The organism is Bradyrhizobium sp. WSM2254, assembly GCF_000472645.1.
GTDB lineage: Bacteria > Pseudomonadota > Alphaproteobacteria > Rhizobiales > Xanthobacteraceae > Bradyrhizobium > Bradyrhizobium niftali.
Genome location: NZ_KI421446.1, coordinates 162,370 through 179,534 on the forward strand (window position 1 = coordinate 162,370; position 17,165 = coordinate 179,534).

General features: G+C 63.7%; 8 protein-coding genes. 7 read left to right on the forward strand and 1 reads right to left on the reverse strand.

Translation table 11 applies throughout. The features are described from left to right. Positions 1 to 39 precede the first annotated feature (39 nt). The 7 genes from A3M7_RS0141485 (at position 40) to A3M7_RS0141515 (ending at position 15,860) form a co-directional block, all read left to right on the forward strand. Positions 40 to 993, forward strand: coding sequence for a 2-hydroxyacid dehydrogenase (locus A3M7_RS0141485; RefSeq protein ID WP_027549188.1), 954 nt, complete (start codon positions 40 to 42; stop codon positions 991 to 993). A 580-nt stretch (positions 994 to 1,573) separates the two neighbouring features. Continuing rightward, positions 1,574 to 2,092 (forward strand): 50S ribosomal protein L10, encoded by a 519-nt coding sequence (rplJ, locus tag A3M7_RS0141490; protein WP_027549189.1) that lies wholly within the window; start codon positions 1,574 to 1,576, stop codon positions 2,090 to 2,092. Positions 2,093 to 2,146: 54 nt separating this feature from the next. Further along, on the forward strand, positions 2,147 to 2,524 hold the full coding sequence (rplL, locus tag A3M7_RS0141495; protein ID WP_027549190.1) for a 50S ribosomal protein L7/L12: 378 nt from the start codon (positions 2,147 to 2,149) through the stop codon (positions 2,522 to 2,524). A 485-nt stretch (positions 2,525 to 3,009) separates the two neighbouring features. Next, positions 3,010 to 7,128, forward strand: coding sequence for a DNA-directed RNA polymerase subunit beta (gene rpoB, locus A3M7_RS0141500; RefSeq protein ID WP_011088159.1), 4,119 nt, complete (start codon positions 3,010 to 3,012; stop codon positions 7,126 to 7,128). Between the two features lie 129 nt (positions 7,129 to 7,257). Continuing rightward, positions 7,258 to 11,454 carry a DNA-directed RNA polymerase subunit beta' gene (rpoC, locus tag A3M7_RS0141505; RefSeq protein WP_027549191.1) on the forward strand — a complete coding sequence of 1,399 codons (4,197 nt, stop codon included), beginning with the start codon at positions 7,258 to 7,260 and terminating at the stop codon, positions 11,452 to 11,454. 192 nt (positions 11,455 to 11,646) lie between these two features. Next, a complete protein-coding gene (locus A3M7_RS0141510) occupies positions 11,647 to 13,707 on the forward strand; it encodes an FAD-dependent oxidoreductase (RefSeq protein WP_027549192.1) in 2,061 nt (686 codons plus the stop codon). A gap of 128 nt (positions 13,708 to 13,835) precedes the next feature. Beyond that, positions 13,836 to 15,860, forward strand: a complete 2,025-nt coding sequence (locus tag A3M7_RS0141515) for an ABC transporter ATP-binding protein (protein ID WP_027549193.1) — start codon at positions 13,836 to 13,838, stop codon at positions 15,858 to 15,860. Here the strand turns inward: A3M7_RS0141515 and A3M7_RS0141520 are convergent. Further along, complete coding sequence (locus A3M7_RS0141520) at positions 15,782 to 17,026, reverse strand: NAD(P)/FAD-dependent oxidoreductase (RefSeq protein ID WP_027549194.1); 1,245 nt, start codon at positions 17,024 to 17,026, stop codon at positions 15,782 to 15,784. The genes A3M7_RS0141515 and A3M7_RS0141520 overlap by 79 nt on opposite strands. Positions 17,027 to 17,165: the final 139 nt, after the last annotated feature.

Below are 17,165 nucleotides of genomic sequence, written 5' to 3' on the forward strand. Positions count from 1 at the left end.
CCTCTTCGTTTGTGGCGGCGTTCACCGGAAACAAGAACAATGGCTGACAAGGTCCTGATCTACTCGCGCTTCCCCAAGACGATGATGGCGCGCTTCGCCGAGCGGTTCGAGCTGCTCGACACCGGTGGCAAGCCCGCGCGGGAGGTGTTTTCGGCGGACGAGCTCGGCGGCATTCGCGCGATGCTCACTGCGGGCGGCACCCCGCTCGGGGCCGAAGCGATGGACCTGTTTCCGAAACTCGGCGCCATCGTCTGCTACGGCACCGGCTATGACGGCATAGACCTGAAGGCGGCCGCCGCGCGCAACATCGCGGTCGGCCACAGCCCCGGCGCCAATGCGGCCTCGGTTGCCGACATCGCGATGACCCTGATGCTGGCGACGACGCGGCGGATCGTGGTCGCCGACCAGTATGTCCGCAGTGGCGATTGGGCCGCGTCAAAGCCCTCGCCGATGATGCGCCCGCAGGCCGGCATGCCCGGCCGCCGGATCGGCGTCTACGGCATGGGCGAGATCGGCCGCAAGATCGCCGCGCGCTGCGCCGCCTTCGAGAGCGAAATCGGCTATTTCAGCCGCACCAAGTACGATCTTCCCTATCAATATTTCCCGACGCTGGAGGCGCTCGCCGACTGGTGCAGCGTGCTGATGATCGCGGTCCGGGCAGGGGACGAGACCCAGCACGTCGTCAATGCCGATATCCTGGGGCGCCTCGGCGCGGACGGCTATGTCGTCAACATCTCCCGCGGGTCGGTCGTCGACGAGAAGGCCCTGGTAGCCGCCCTGACCGACAAGACCATCGCCGGCGCCGGCCTCGACGTCTTCGAGAAGGAACCGCACGCCCCCGACGCCCTGACCGCGCTCCCCAACGTGGTGTTCGCCCCGCATCTCGGCGGCCACACCCTGGAATCGCACGTCGCCATGCAGAATTGCGTGCTGGCGAACCTCGGCGCGTTTTTCGAGGGCAAGCGGCTGCCTTATGGGGTCAAATCGGCCTGAATCGGTCCTTGTCAGCCCGGGTCAAGCGCCTGCGGCAACGGATTGGAACTGGTGTGAATTTTGCTCTTGGCAAGCCGGCCCGGAGCGGTTAAAGAACCGCCTCCGGACGTGCCGGCCTAGGCTGGCGCGTTCGTGCACGCATTCCGAAAACCCGACACGACAGGAGATCATTCCTTTTCAGGACGTCCGCGAGGATTTGCCGGAAAAGGAAGGAAAACCGTCGGTTGGTGGAATGCGGGCAGAGGTCAGGCGGTTCGCCGGCTGACCTTGTCCTGTCCAAGACTGCAGGCGCCCGCGGGAAATTTCGATTTCTCAACGGCTTAATCGCATGGCCTGCATAGACGGGTGAAGACCGGATTTCACTTCGCACCCAGCTTTAAGGGCTGGCTTGCGGAACGGGTCTGGTTCGGACCTCGACACGCCGTGGGCTCTAACGGGCTCCCGGAGGGCAGGCTTTGAATTGTCGTCTTGCCCGGCGTGTCCGAAGGGTTTGCCCCCTGAGGTTCAGGTTTGGGCGGGACGATGGGTGCAACCCGGCGGTCCCGCTTTCGCGATGACCGCCAACCGGAAAGAGCTTGCTGTGGAACGAGCGGCAAAAAAAGAAGCGGTCGAACAGCTCAATGGGGTCTTCAAGACCACGAGCGTCGCGGTCGTTGCTCAATATTCCGGCCTCACCGTCGCCCAGATGCAGAAGCTGCGCCAGCAGATGAAGCAGGCGGGTGCCTCGGTGAAGGTCTCGAAGAACCGTCTCGCCAAAATTGCTCTTGAAGGCACTGACGTCGTTGCCATCGGCCCCATGCTGAGGGGACCGACCGTGATCGCCACTTCGAACGATCCGGTAGCGGCGCCAAAGGTCGCCATCGAATTCGCCAAGGCGAACGAAAAGTTCGTCATCGTCGGCGGCTCGATGGGGAAGACCGTCCTGAATGTCGACGGCGTGAAGGCGCTTGCCTCGCTGCCGTCGCTTGATGAACTGCGCGGCAAGATCGTCGGCCTGCTTGTGGCCCCGGCGACCAAGCTCGCTCAGCTCGCCAACGCGCCCGCGGGCAAGCTCGCGCGTGTCATCCAGGCTCATGCCTCAAAGGGCGAAGCGGCCTGACGCCCTTCGCAAAACTCAAACCCGAACCAGACTTACACGTAAGGAAACTGAACAATGGCTGACTTGCAGAAGATCGTTGACGACCTCTCGAGCCTCACCGTGCTCGAAGCTGCCGAACTCGCGAAGCTCCTCGAAGAGAAGTGGGGCGTTTCGGCTGCCGCGGCTGTCGCCGTGGCCGGCCCGGCTGGTGGTGGCGCTGCCGCCGCTCCGGCGGAAGAGAAGACCGAGTTCACGGTCGTTCTCGCCAGCGCCGGCGACAAGAAGATCGAGGTCATCAAGGAAGTCCGCGCCATCACCGGTCTCGGCCTGAAGGAAGCAAAGGACCTCGTCGAGGGTGCTCCGAAGCCGGTCAAGGAAGGCGTGAACAAGGAAGAAGCCGACAAGATCAAGGCCCAGCTCGAGAAGGCTGGCGCGAAGGTCGAGCTCAAGTAAGCGCAAGCTTGCTGGCACGAGATCCCGGGCGAGCGTCAAGCGAGGCCCGGGGTCTTGGTCCACCCTTGCGAGGGCGGGCCGGATGCAAAAGGCGTGCGACGGAACGTCCCGACGCAGGCCGAACACGAAAAAGTGTGGGGATTGGAGGGTTTACCCCTCGAATCTGCACTATTGTCGCCCCATATCGGGTCGACAGCACGAAAGCGCGGTGGGCAGGGATTCCGGATTTCCCTGTAAGCCGTTGGGAGAGCAGGCTATTTCGGGCTTTTGCAGTCCGTGAAGACAATCGTTGAGACGGGCGGGCGTGCCTATGCGCCCCGCGCGTCGTTTTGCGTTTTGAAGGTCTGAAGAACAGATTCAGGACATGACGGCCTGAAACTGGATTTTCGGTCCCCGAAACGGGTTCGAAAAATTCAACCCGGGGAGCGGCGGCAGCTGCGTCCTGGACGGCGCGCCCAGAGCGGGCGACGAAATGAGAGGCCACGATGGCGCAGCAGACATTCACCGGTCGCAAACGCGTTCGCAAGTTCTTCGGACACATCAAGGAAGTCGCCGAGATGCCGAACCTCATCGAGGTTCAGAAGGCGTCCTATGATCAGTTCCTGATGGTCGACGAACCCCAGGGCGGCCGTCTCGACGAGGGTCTGCAGGCGGTGTTCCGCTCGGTGTTCCCGATCTCCGACTTCTCGGGCACCTCGATGCTGGAATTCGTCCGCTACGAGTTCGAGCAGCCGAAATATGACGTCGACGAGTGCCGCCAGCGCGGCATGACCTTCGCGGCCCCCCTCAAGGTGACGCTGCGCCTCATCGTGTTCGATATCGACGAGGAAACCGGCGCCAAGTCGGTGAAGGACATCAAGGAGCAGGACGTCTACATGGGCGACATCCCGCTCATGACGATGAACGGCACCTTCATCGTCAACGGCACCGAACGCGTCATCGTCTCGCAGATGCATCGTTCGCCCGGCGTGTTCTTCGACCACGACAAGGGCAAGACCCATTCCTCGGGCAAGCTGCTGTTCGCCGCCCGCGTGATCCCGTATCGCGGCTCCTGGCTCGACATCGAGTTCGACGCCAAGGACATCGTCTATGCGCGTATCGACCGTCGCCGCAAGATTCCGGTGACGTCGCTGATGTTCGCGCTCGGCCTTGATGGCGAGGCGATCCTGTCCACGTTCTACAAGAAGATCCTCTACAAGCGGACCAAGGAAGGCTGGCGCGTTCCGTTCGACGCCAACCGTTTCCGCGGCTACTCGACCATTAACGACCTGATCGACGCCGATACCGGCAAGGTCGTGCTCGAGGCCGGCAAGAAGCTCACCGTCCGTGCCGCCCGCCAGCTCCAGGAGAAGGGGCTGAAGGCGCTGCGTCTGTCGGATGAGGAACTCGTCGGCAACTACCTCGCCGAGGATCTCGTCAATCCCAAGACCGGCGAGATCCACGCCGAGGCCGGCGAGGAGATCACCGACAAGAACATGAAGGCCCTCAACGAGCAGGGCTACAAGGAACTGCCGCTGCTCGACATCGACCACGTCAATGTCGGCGCCTACATCCGCAACACGCTCTCGGCCGACAAGAACATGACGCGCGAGGACGCGCTGTTCGACATCTACCGCGTGATGCGCCCGGGCGAGCCGCCGACGCTGGATTCGGCGCAGGCCATGTTCCAGTCGCTGTTCTTCGACGCCGAGCGCTACGACCTCTCCGCGGTCGGTCGCGTCAAGATGAACATGCGCCTCGACCTCGATGCGCCCGACACCCAGCGCACGCTGCGCAAGGAAGACATCCTCTCCGTCATCAAGACACTGGTGGATCTTCGCGACGGCAAGGGCGAGATCGACGACATCGACCATCTCGGCAACCGCCGCGTGCGTTCGGTCGGCGAGCTCATGGAGAACCAGTACCGCATCGGCCTGCTGCGCATGGAGCGCGCGATCAAGGAGCGCATGTCCTCGGTCGACATCGACACGGTCATGCCGCAGGACCTGATCAACGCGAAGCCCGCGGCTGCCGCGGTGCGCGAGTTCTTCGGCTCCTCGCAGCTCTCGCAGTTCATGGACCAGACCAACCCGCTGTCGGAGATCACCCACAAGCGCCGCCTGTCGGCGCTTGGACCGGGCGGTCTGACCCGCGAGCGCGCCGGCTTCGAGGTGCGCGACGTGCATCCGACGCATTACGGCCGCATCTGCCCGATCGAGACGCCGGAAGGTCCGAACATCGGCCTGATCAACTCGCTCGCGACCTTCGCGCGCGTGAACAAATACGGCTTCGTCGAGACGCCGTACCGCAAGGTCAAGGACGGCCGCGTCACCGACGAGGTCGTGTACCTCTCGGCGATGGAGGAGGGCCGTTACACGGTCGCGCAGGCCAACGTGCCGCTCGACCCGAAGGGCCGCTTCACCGAAGACCTCGTGGTGTGCCGTCACGCCGGCGAAGTCTTGCCGGTGACGCCGGACAAGGTCGACTACATGGACGTGTCGCCGAAGCAGCTCGTTTCGGTCGCCGCGGCGTTGATCCCGTTCCTCGAGAACGACGACGCCAACCGCGCGCTGATGGGCTCGAACATGCAGCGCCAGGCGGTGCCGCTGGTTCGCGCCGAGGCGCCGTTCGTCGGCACCGGCATGGAAGGCGTCGTTGCCCGTGACTCGGGCGCCGCAATCGCGGCGCGCCGCTCGGGCGTGATCGACCAGATCGACGCCACCCGCGTCGTGATCCGCGCCACCGAAGATCTCGATCCGACCAAGTCGGGCGTCGATATCTACCGGCTGATGAAGTACCAGCGCTCCAACCAGTCGACCTGCATCAACCAGCGTCCGCTGGTGAAGGTCGGCGACATCGTCAAGAAGGGCGACATCATCGCCGACGGTCCGTCGACCGATCTCGGCGAGCTCGCGCTCGGCCGCAACGTGCTGGTCGCGTTCATGCCGTGGAACGGCTACAACTTCGAAGACTCGATCCTGCTCTCCGAGCGGATCGTGAAGGAAGACGTCTTCACCTCGATCCACATCGAGGAATTCGAGGTGATGGCCCGCGACACCAAGCTCGGGCCTGAGGAAATCACCCGCGACATTCCGAACGTCTCGGAAGAAGCGCTCAAGAACCTCGACGAAGCCGGTATCGTCTACATCGGCGCGGAAGTGCGTGCCGGCGACATCCTGGTCGGCAAGATCACGCCGAAGGGCGAAAGCCCGATGACGCCGGAAGAAAAGCTCCTGCGCGCCATCTTCGGCGAGAAGGCCTCCGACGTTCGCGACACCTCGCTGCGCGTTCCTCCGGGCGTGCAGGGCACGATCGTGGAAGTGCGCGTGTTCAACCGCCACGGCGTTGACAAGGACGAGCGTGCGCTGGCGATCGAGCGGGAAGAGATCGAGCGTCTGGCCAAGGACCGCGACGACGAGCAGGCGATCCTGGACCGCAACGTCTACAACCGTCTTGCCGAGCTCCTCGAGGGGCGGCAGGGCATTGCGGGTCCGAAGGGCTTCAAGAAGGACACCAAGATCACCCGTGCGGTGCTCGAGGAGTACCCGAAGTCGCAGTGGTGGCTGTTCGCCTCGCCCAACGACAAGCTGATGGCCGAGATCGAGGCCATGCGGAAGCAGTATGACGAGTCGAAGAAGGGGCTCGAGCAGCGCTTCCTCGACAAGGTCGAGAAGCTTCAGCGCGGTGATGAATTGCCGCCCGGCGTGATGAAGATGGTCAAGGTCTTCGTCGCGGTGAAGCGCAAGATCCAGCCCGGCGACAAGATGGCCGGCCGCCACGGCAACAAGGGCGTGGTGTCGAAGATCGTGCCGATCGAGGACATGCCGTTCCTCGAAGACGGCACGCATGCCGACATCGTGCTCAATCCGCTCGGCGTGCCCTCGCGCATGAACGTCGGACAGATCCTCGAGACCCATCTCGGCTGGGCTTGCGCCGGCCTCGGCAAGCGTATCGGCCAGACCGTCGATGCCTATCTGTCGAAGCAGGACATCAAGCCGCTGAAGGAAACCTTGAAGAAGGTCTACGGCGAGGACGAGACGATCAAGTCGCTCAACGACAACGAACTGATCGAGCTCGGCCACAATCTGAGCCGCGGCGTGCCGATCGCGACGCCGGTGTTCGACGGCGCCAAGGAAGCCGACATCGAGGAGATGCTGAAGCTTGCCGGTCTCGACGCTTCGGGTCAGTCGACCGTCTATGACGGCCGCACCGGCGATCCGTTCGATCGCAAGGTGACGGTGGGCTACATCTACATGCTCAAGCTGCACCATCTCGTCGACGACAAGATCCATGCGCGTTCGATCGGTCCGTACTCGCTCGTCACCCAGCAGCCGCTGGGCGGCAAGGCGCAGTTCGGCGGCCAGCGCTTCGGCGAAATGGAGGTGTGGGCGCTCGAGGCTTACGGCGCGGCGTACACGCTCCAGGAGATGCTGACGGTGAAGTCGGACGACGTCGCCGGCCGCACCAAGGTGTACGAGGCGATCGTGCGCGGCGACGACACGTTCGAGGCCGGTATTCCGGAATCGTTCAACGTGCTGGTCAAGGAAATGCGCTCGCTCGGCCTCAACGTCGACCTGCACAACTCCAAGATGGGACCGGCGCCGACGTCGGAAGCGGCCGAGTAATTCGACCATTCATGCCCGGCCGTCTCGGCCGGGCATTGGCGCCCCTCCTGAGGCCTTGAGGGCAGGGCGCCCCGCTCGAGTGATTTTCGAATTTGCCGCCGGAGGCGACCGGCGCGCGAGGAGAAGACGATGAACCAAGAAATTATGAATCTCTTCAATCCGACGACTCCGGCTCAGGTCTTCGACCAGATCCGGATCTCGATCGCGTCTCCAGAGAAGATTCTGTCCTGGTCCTACGGCGAGATCAAGAAGCCGGAGACCATCAACTACCGTACCTTCAAGCCCGAGCGCGACGGCCTGTTCTGCGCCCGCATCTTCGGGCCGATCAAGGACTACGAGTGCTTGTGCGGCAAGTACAAGCGCATGAAGTACAAGGGCATCATCTGCGAGAAGTGCTCGGTCGAGGTCACGCTGTCGCGCGTCCGGCGCGAGCGCATGGGCCATATCGAGCTCGCAGCCCCGGTCGCCCACATCTGGTTCCTGAAGTCGCTGCCCTCGCGCATCGGCCTCCTGCTCGACATGACGCTGAAGGATCTCGAGCGGATCCTCTATTTCGAATACTACGTCGTGCTGGAGCCGGGCCTCACCGCGCTGAAGGACCGTCAGCTGCTGTCGGAAGACGAGTATCTGAAGGCGCAGGACGAGTACGGCCAGGATTCCTTCACCGCCATGATCGGCGCGGAAGCGATCCGCGAGCTGCTCAAGGGCATGGACCTCGAGAAGCTCGAGGCCACCTTGCGCGTCGAGATGCAGGAGACCGACTCCGACATCAAGCACAAGAAGCTCGCCAAGCGCCTGAAGATCGTCGAAGCGTTCCGCCACTCCGGCAACAAGCCGGAATGGATGATCATGACCGTGGTCCCGGTGATCCCGCCGGACCTGCGTCCGCTGGTGCCGCTGGACGGCGGCCGCTTCGCGACCTCGGACCTCAACGACCTCTACCGCCGCGTCATCAACCGCAACAACCGCTTGAAGCGGCTGATGGAGCTGCGCGCGCCCGACATCATCATCCGCAACGAGAAGCGCATGCTTCAGGAAGCGGTCGATGCCCTGTTCGACAACGGTCGCCGCGGCCGCGTCATCACGGGTGCCAACAAGCGCCCGCTGAAGTCGCTCGCCGACATGCTCAAGGGCAAGCAGGGCCGCTTCCGCCAGAACCTGCTCGGCAAGCGCGTCGACTATTCGGGCCGTTCGGTGATCGTGGTCGGTCCCGAGCTGCGCCTGCATCAGTGCGGCCTGCCGAAGAAGATGGCGCTCGAGCTGTTCAAGCCGTTCATCTATTCGCGGCTTGACGCCAAGGGCCTGTCCACCACCGTGAAGCAGGCCAAGAAGCTGGTCGAGAAGGAGCGGCCCGAGGTCTGGGACATCCTGGACGAGGTGATCCGCGAGCATCCGGTGCTGCTCAACCGCGCGCCGACGCTGCATCGTCTCGGCATCCAGGCGTTCGAGCCCGTGCTGATCGAGGGCAAGGCGATCCAGCTGCATCCGCTGGTCTGCGCCGCGTTCAACGCCGACTTCGACGGCGACCAGATGGCCGTGCACGTTCCGCTGTCGCTCGAAGCGCAGCTGGAAGCGCGCGTCCTGATGATGTCGACCAACAACATCCTGCATCCGGCGAACGGCCAGCCGATCATCGTGCCGTCGCAGGACATCGTGCTCGGTCTCTACTACGTCTCGATCATGCGCGAAGGCCTGCCCGGCGAGGGCAAGATCTTCGGCGACATGGCCGAGCTCGAGCACGCGCTGCACGCGAAGGTCATCCACCTCCACACCAAGATCAAGTATCGGTGGCAGGGCATGGACGAGACCGGCAAGGTCTCGACGCGCTGGATCGAGACCACTGCGGGCCGCGTCATGCTCGGCAACCTGCTGCCGAAGAACCCGCGGATTTCGTACGAGATCATCAACAAGCTGATGACCAAGCGCGAGATCTCGGGCGTCATCGACCAGGTCTACCGTCACTGCGGCCAGAAGGAGACCGTGATCTTCTGCGACCGCATCATGGCGCTCGGCTTCTACAACGCGTTCAAGGCCGGCATCTCGTTCGGCAAGGACGACATGGTCGTGCCGCACGGCAAGTGGAAGATCGTCGACACCACCCGTACGCTGGCGAAGGACTTCGAGCAGCAGTACAACGACGGCCTGATCACCCATGGCGAGAAGTACAACAAGGTCGTCGACGCCTGGTCGAAGGCCACGGAAGAAATCGCCAAGGCGATGATGAAGGAGATCTCCGCCACCAAGAAGACGGCGAGCGGAGCCGATGCCGACATCAACTCGATCTACATGATGGCTCACTCCGGCGCCCGCGGTTCGCCGGCCCAGATGCGCCAGCTCGCCGGCATGCGCGGCCTGATGGCCAAGCCGTCGGGTGAGATCATCGAGACGCCGATCATCTCGAACTTCAAGGAAGGCCTCTCGGTGCTCGAGTACTTCAACTCGACCCACGGCGCCCGCAAGGGCCTCGCGGACACCGCGTTGAAGACCGCGAACTCGGGCTACCTGACCCGTCGTCTCGTCGACGTCGCGCAGGACTGCATCATCACGCAGGACGACTGCGGCACCAAGCTCGGCATCAAGATGCGCGCCATCGTCGATGCCGGCACCGTGGTCGCTTCGCTCGGCTCGCGCATCCTCGGACGCACGGCCTGCGAAGACGTGCGTGACAGCTCGGGCAAGGTGATCATCAAGCGCGGTACGCTGATGGAAGAGAGCCATCTGGACGCCATCCACCAGGGTGGTGTGCAGGAGGTGAAGATCCGCTCGGCGCTGACCTGCGAGCTCGTCAACGGCATCTGCGGCAAGTGCTACGGCCGCGACCTCGCCCGCGGCACGCCGGTCAACCACGGCGAAGCGGTCGGTGTCATCGCGGCGCAGTCGATCGGCGAGCCCGGCACCCAGCTGACCATGCGCACCTTCCACATCGGTGGTGCGGCGCAGCTCAACGAGCAGTCGTTCGTCGAATCCAACTTCGACGGCAAGATCGTGATCCGGAACAAGGCCATCGCCCGCAACAGCGAAGGTCACCTGGTCGCGATGGTCCGCAACATGGTGGTGGCGATCGTCGATGCCGACGGCACCGAGCGTGCGACGCACCGTATCCAGTACGGCTCGCGCCTGCACGTCGACGAGGGCGACACCGTCAAGCGCGGCCAGCGCATCGTCGAGTGGGATCCCTACACCCGTCCGCTGCTCACCGAAGTCGAAGGTACCATCGGCTTCGAGGATCTGGTCGAGGGGCAGTCGATCTCGGAAACGCTCGACGAAGCCACCGGTATCGCCAAGCGCGTGGTCATCGACTGGCGCTCGACCCGCGGCGGCTCGGACCTGCGTCCGGCCATCGTGGTCAAGGGCAAGGACGGCAAGGTGCTCAAGCTCGCCCGTGGCGGCGATGCCCGCTACATGCTGTCGGTCGACGCCATTCTCTCGGTCGACGTCGGAGCCAAGGTCAATCCGGGCGACATCCTCGCCCGTGTCTCGACCGAAAGCGCCAAGACGCGTGACATCACCGGCGGTCTGCCGCGGGTGGCGGAACTGTTCGAGGCACGGCGTCCGAAGGATGCGGCGATCATCGCCGAAATCGCGGGCACCATCCGGTTCGGGCGCGACTACAAGAACAAGCGTCGCATCTCGATCGAGCCGATGGACAAGACCGACGAGCCGCGCGAGTACCTGATCCCGAAGGGCAAGCACATCCACCTTCAGGACGGCGACGTCGTCGAAAAGGGCGACTTCATCGTGGAAGGCAACCCGGCGCCGCACGACATCCTGGCGGTCAAGGGCATCGAGGAACTCGCGGCCTATCTGGTCAACGAGATCCAGGAGGTCTACCGGCTCCAGGGCGTGCTCATCAACGACAAGCACATCGAGGTGATTGTCCGTCAGATGCTCCAGAAGGTGGAAGTCACCGACCAGGGCGACACGGACATGATCTCCGGCGAGCAGGTCGACAAGATCGAGTTCGACGCGCTCAACGAGAAGGCCAAGGAAGAGGGCAAGAAGATCGCCACGGGTACGCCGGTTCTGCTCGGCATCACCAAGGCGAGCCTCCAGACCCGCTCCTTCTTCTCGGCGGCCTCGTTCCAGGAGACCACCCGCGTCCTCACGGAAGCGGCGGTCAACGGCAAGGTCGATCCGCTCGAAGGCCTCAAGGAGAACGTCATCGTCGGCCGGCTGATCCCGGCGGGCACCGGCGCCTCCATGGCCAAGATCCGCGAAGTCGCGATGAAGCGCGACAAGCTGATCCTGGACGAGCGCGAGAAGCAGGCGGCCGTCGTGTCGCCCGCACCGGAAGCGGAGCTTCCTGCGCTGCCGCCCGCGGAATGATGGTTCATCCGTAGGAATACCGAGGACAATGAAAAGGCCGGCGCAAGCCGGCCTTTTTGCTGCTTTCTTTGCTTGCTGCGATGCAGGATCAACCTTTGTTCATCTTTCCTTCAGGCGTAAAAGCGCTTCTGCTAGGGGAGTTTAGACCGGTGGTCCCGTGACGGGGGCAGGGCCGGAGACCACGGAACTCATATGCTTGATCTCGCAATCGTAGGCGGCGGCCCCGGCGGGCTGATGAGCGCCTGGTATCTGAAGCGTAAGCTCGGCGACCTCTGCCGCGTCACCATCTACGAGGCATCCGACCGGCTCGGCGGCAAGATCGTCACCCGCAAATTCGATTCCGCGCCGGCGATGTACGAGGCCGGCGTTGCCGAGATCTACGACTACTCGATGACGGGGCCGGATCCGCTGCGCGAGCTGATCCAGCATTTCGGGCTTCAGACCATTCCGATGGATGCCGAGCAAGTGCAGTTCGGCGGCGAGCTGCTGAACGACGTGCCGGGCATGCGCCGCAAATATGGCGCCAAGACCGCGGCCGCGATCGAGGCGTTCCGCCAGCGCTGCGCCGAGGCGATGTCGCCGATCGAATATTACGAGGGCGTCGGCGCGCACGATAACGAGAATCCCTGGGCCTACAAGACCGCCGAGCAGGTGCTCGACGAGGAGGTCGAGGACGAGACCGCAAAGCGCTTCTTCAAGGTGATGGCGCGCTCCGACATCGCGACCGAGAGCCACAACACCAACGGCCTCAACGCGCTCAAGAACTACCTGATGGACGTCGACGGCTATATCGGCCTCTATTCGATCCAGAACGGCAACGAGCAGCTGATCGAGTGCCTCCAGTCGGAGGTCAATGCCGACATCCAGCTCAATCACCGCGTGCTCGCCGTCGGCAAGGCGCCGACCGGCCGCTACCAGCTCAAGATGATGAACGGCAAGGGGCCGGAGACGCGCGACTTCGATCTCGTGCTGGTCTGCCTGCCGCATTCCTGGCTCGGCACCGTCGGCTGGGAAGGCGAGCAGCTCCGCAAGTCGATGGTCAAGCACGTCTCGTATTTCGACCGCCCCGCGCATTACCTGCGCGTCTCGATCCTGTTCGACTCTCCGTTCTGGGGCGACAAGATTGCCGGCGCCTGGTTCATGTCGGAAGCCTTCGGCGGCTGCTGCGTCTACAACGAGGGCGCGCGCCACGACGTCGGCAAGCACGGCGTGTTGAACTGGCTCATTCCCGGCTCCGACGCGCTGGCCTTCGCCAATCTCTCGGACCAGGAGCTGATCGACGCCGCGCTGAAATCGCTGCCGGCTTCCCTCGGCGATGCGCGTGCGCATTTCATGGAAGGCAAGATTCACCGCTGGCTGTCGTCGGTGAACGCGATTCCCGGCGGTCTGCCCGTGCGCGACGTCATGACCAATCACCGGCCCGAGCCGAAGGAGCATCCCGGCATCGTCGTGGTCGGCGACTATCTGTTCGACTCGACGCTGAACGGCTTGCTGGACTCCTCGGATGCGGCGACCGACATCATCCTGACCGAGATGATGCGCCTGCGCCGCGAGCGCGCCCAGGACGACAAGCCGCTCTCCGACAAGATCGATCGCGACTATTTCGAGAATTATCGCGGCCTCGGCCCCTATAGCGAGGCGTGGCGCCACTTCACCGACCCCGATTACCTCACCAGGCTGATCAGCATCGTCTGGGGCAAGGCCAAGGGCGCCAAGCTGTTGGTCGCGGGCTCGGCTAGCGGCGAATTGGTCGGCGCGCTGCGCGAGCGCGGCATCGATGCCTACGGCATCGAGAACAACCGCGCCATCCACGCCAAAACGCCGAAGGCGTTGAAGAAGTACAACAAGCTCGGCTCGATCACCGACATGCCGTTCAAGGACGGCGCCTTCGACTTCGTGTTCGAGACCAGCCTCTGCCACATTTCCCCGAAGCAGGTGGTCCGCGCGATTCGCGAGCTCAACCGCGTGGTCAAGACCGGCGTCGTGTTCGGCTCGATCACCTCGGACATGGCCTCGGCCGTGATCGACCGCTACGACCTCCTGCGTGGGGTCAAGAAGCTCGGCACCTGGTGGGAATGGTCCGAACTGTTCTTTGGCAACGGGTTCGACCTGTCGATGCACCGCAAGGACTGTACCGATGCGCTCTGGGAGGCGACGCTCGCCGCCAACAAGGGGCCGGGCCAGTGGTACGCCGACGCCGACAGCCTGCGCTATTCCTTCTTCGACAAGGTCGAAGACGAGGACGACGACTAGCCGCAAGGATCGGATTCGCCAATTGCTTTGCCGAATTCATTCTGATCGCATAGAATCAGTGCAGTAGCGGTTTCCGCTATTTCCTGCTTTCTCTGCGGTCATGCCGGCCGTCAGCATTCGTTGGTTTCATGGCGTCCAAGCCTCCTTCTCCAGACAAACAGAAGCTCGCCGTGGAAGAGGCGGCCGAGCTCGACAAGCTTGCCCCCACCGCCAAGCCGGATCTCGAAGACGACGAGGACGACGAAGGCGAGGAGGACGACGAGCTGGAGCTCGATGACGACGATGAGGACGAGGACCTCGTCGTCTTTACCGCGCGCGAGGCCGCCGGCGCGCTCGCGACCATCGTGGGTTTCGTCAAGCCCTATCTGACCAACTACAAGCGGATGCTGTCGTTCGTGGCGTTCGGCGTCGTCGTCGAGACGCTGTTCAACGTCATCATGCCGCTCAGCCTGAAGTTCCTGATCGACGACGCGCTCGGCGAGGAGGATTTCCAGGCGCTGTACAAGATCCTCGGCGTGCTCGCGGCCGCCGGCATCTTCACCTCGATCGTCGCGGTCTGGTACGAGCGCTGGGACGCGCGGCTCGCGGCCTGCATCATCTCCGACGTCCGCAAGCACCTGTTCGAGCACGTCCAGGACCTGCCGGCCGCCTATTTCGGCCGCACCAAGCGCGGCGAGATCCTGTCGCGTTTTTCCGTCGACCTCGCCGCCTTCGAAGGCTCGGTCAAGACCTTCGCCAACAGCGCGGCGCTGCCGTTCCTCGAGTTGATCGCCGGCATCATCCTGATGGTGTTCCTGAACTGGCAGCTCGCGGTGGTTGCGCTGCTGGTGTTTCCGATCACGCTGATCGGTCCGCGCATGCTCACCCCGAAGGCGGTGCAGGCCAATTACGAGCAGAAGCTCAATGAATCCGCGCTGCTCGGCATGGTGCAGGAGAATGTGGCGGCACAGGCCGTCATCAAGGCGTTCAGCCTGCAACGCCGGATGTTCGGCTTCTTCAGCTTCCGCAACGACGAGACCCGCAACAGGATCGCCTCAGCCGCGTTCCTGTCGACCATGGTGGAGCGGACGGTCACCATCTCGGTGCTGCTCCTGCATCTCGTGGTGCTCGCGATCGGTGCGTACCTGGCGACCAAGGGCCAGATCACCATCGGCACCTTCGTCACCTTCGAGAGCGCGTTCTGGGAGGTCTCCTACAACATCGCCCATGTGATGCATTTCATCCCGGTGTCGATCTCCTCGGCCGCCGCGATCCGGCACATCCAGGAGCTGCTCGACGAGCCCACGCGCGGGGCCGATCGTGCCGGCGCGCCCGATCTGCCGCGCATTACACACGACATCACCTTCGACCGCGTGACCTTCCAGTACGAAGGCAGCCAGACGCCGGTGCTGGACAATCTCAGCCTCAAGCTCAATGTCGGCAAGAGCATCGCCATTGTCGGCCCCTCAGGCTCCGGCAAGAGCACGCTGCTCAACCTGATCCTGCGGCTCTACGTGCCCGACGAGGGCCGCGTCACCATCGACGGTGTCGATGTGCGCAAGGTGACGCTGGATTCGCTGCGCCGGAGCATGGCGGTGGTGTTCCAGGAGAACATGCTGTTCAACATGTCGATCCGCGAGAACATCCGGCTCGGCAAGGAGGGCGCGACCGACGCGGAGGTGGAGGAGGCGGCCAAGAAGGCCGAGATCCATCGCTACATCATGAGCCTGCCGCAGCGCTACGACACGCCGGTGGGCGAGCGCGGCGATACACTGTCGGGCGGCCAGCGCCAGCGCATCGCGATCGCGCGCGCGATCATCCGCAACCCGTCCGTGCTGCTGCTGGACGAAGCCACCTCGGCGCTGGACCAGACCACGGAGGCTGCGATCAACCGCACGCTGCTCAAGGTCGCCAAGGGCCGCACCATGATCTGGTCGACCCACCGCCTGACCTCGGTGGTCGAGATGGACGAGATCATCGTGATTTCAGGGGGCAGGGCGATCGAGCGCGGGTCGCATGCCGAGCTGCTCGCCAGGAACGGCACCTATCGCAAGCTCTGGAACGACCAGATCCACCAGCCGCATGGCGCTGTGGCTCAGGCCGATGACGACAGCGACGGTGACGACGAGGATGAAGACGACCTCGAGGATGATGAGGACGACGAGGAGGAGTGACCGAGGACGTTCGGCTCCAGATCGAAGGCGCCTCCGAGCGGCCGCAGCAGGCCCTGAGCCCACCAGGCGATGAAGCGCGCCCAGCGCTGCGCGGTCCAGTAAGGGCTCGTCGCGGTCGAGACTGAGCGGAAGTCGAACGCCTTCGCTGCGGCCCACGCATCGCAGGCTTGCTTGACCGGATCGGCGTAGAAACCGGCGATCTTGGCCGCATTCATCCCGTCGGAGGAAAGCCACTGCGGGATGTAGACGTTGCAGAGCCGTTCAACGTCGGTGAAGACCTTGTCGCAGCCGGTGCCGGCGACGGGACAGGAGGTCGAGAAGGCATCTCCGACCAGCACGATTCCAGGCTGGCCGCGAGGGTCGTTCACGTAGAGATCGACCGGGCGGACCTTCAGCTCACCGGGGATGTCGAAGGCGCCGGTGATGCGCTTGAGCCGGGGCAGGGCGGCGTCCAGCGTCTCAGCGGGTGCACGGCGCAGCTCGCGCAGCCAGGGATCGTCGAAGCCGCGGTAGACGAACAGATTGGCGCGCATCCGCGTGCCGATCGGAAACAGCGTGATGTAGGGGATGCAATCGCTCGGCCGCTCCGAGAAATAGGTCAGCGCCGGGAAGTCGAACGAATTCCGTCCCGCCGGCACCACGTCGAACCCGATCGAGATCGAATGGCAGGCGCTGACGACCTTGCGGGCGATGCCGAGCTGGTGGCGCAGGCCAACGTTCAGGCCGTTGGCCAGCACGACCAGGCGGGCCGATATCGTCTCGTCGTTGGAGAGCGTGATCTTCTGCCGCTCCGGACTGGTCTCGACCGCCAAGGCCTTGGCGCAGATTCGCTCGACGCTGACAGGGATTTCGTCGCGGACGGCGTTGACCAGCGAATCGTAGAGGATGTTGAACTGCCGGCTCGGCGCCTTGTCGAGCAGGCGACCGAAGCGGGCGATCCAGTTCTCGCCGGCAAAGGTCGCGCGGCGCAGCACTGATTCTGCGATTCCGGTCTTCAGGAATCGCTCGACCTGGACGTGGCCGCTGAGTTTTTCGACTCGAAAGTCCGGCGGATAGCTCTCATGCGGATCGATCAGCACCGTCGAAATGCCGGCGCGGCCGAGCATTGCGGCGGCGATCGAGCCGGACAATCCCCCGCCGATAATGGCAATGTCGGTGTACCGCATGGGGCCAATCTCCGCCGAAGGCGGCAGTTTGACGCATCAACAGGAAAAAAAGCCTTAGCCGGGGTTATAAAAGTATATATCGCCCGGGTATAAATAGATCTAGGGCTAGCGGAATGGGCACGTCGTTCCCACATCGTGG

Bases quoted from the DNA above. Each gene is read 5' to 3' on its own strand.
- rpoC (WP_027549191.1), top strand. From the start codon at position 7,258: ATGAACCAAGAAATTATGAATCTCTTCAATCCGACGACTCCGGCTCAG.
- A3M7_RS0141515 (WP_027549193.1), top strand. From the start codon at position 13,836: ATGGCGTCCAAGCCTCCTTCTCCAGACAAACAGAAGCTCGCCGTGGAA.
- rplL (WP_027549190.1), top strand. From the start codon at position 2,147: ATGGCTGACTTGCAGAAGATCGTTGACGACCTCTCGAGCCTCACCGTG.
- A3M7_RS0141485 (WP_027549188.1), top strand. From the start codon at position 40: ATGGCTGACAAGGTCCTGATCTACTCGCGCTTCCCCAAGACGATGATG.
- A3M7_RS0141520 (WP_027549194.1), bottom strand. From the start codon at position 17,026: ATGCGGTACACCGACATTGCCATTATCGGCGGGGGATTGTCCGGCTCG.
- rpoB (WP_011088159.1), top strand. From the start codon at position 3,010: ATGGCGCAGCAGACATTCACCGGTCGCAAACGCGTTCGCAAGTTCTTC.
- A3M7_RS0141510 (WP_027549192.1), top strand. From the start codon at position 11,647: ATGCTTGATCTCGCAATCGTAGGCGGCGGCCCCGGCGGGCTGATGAGC.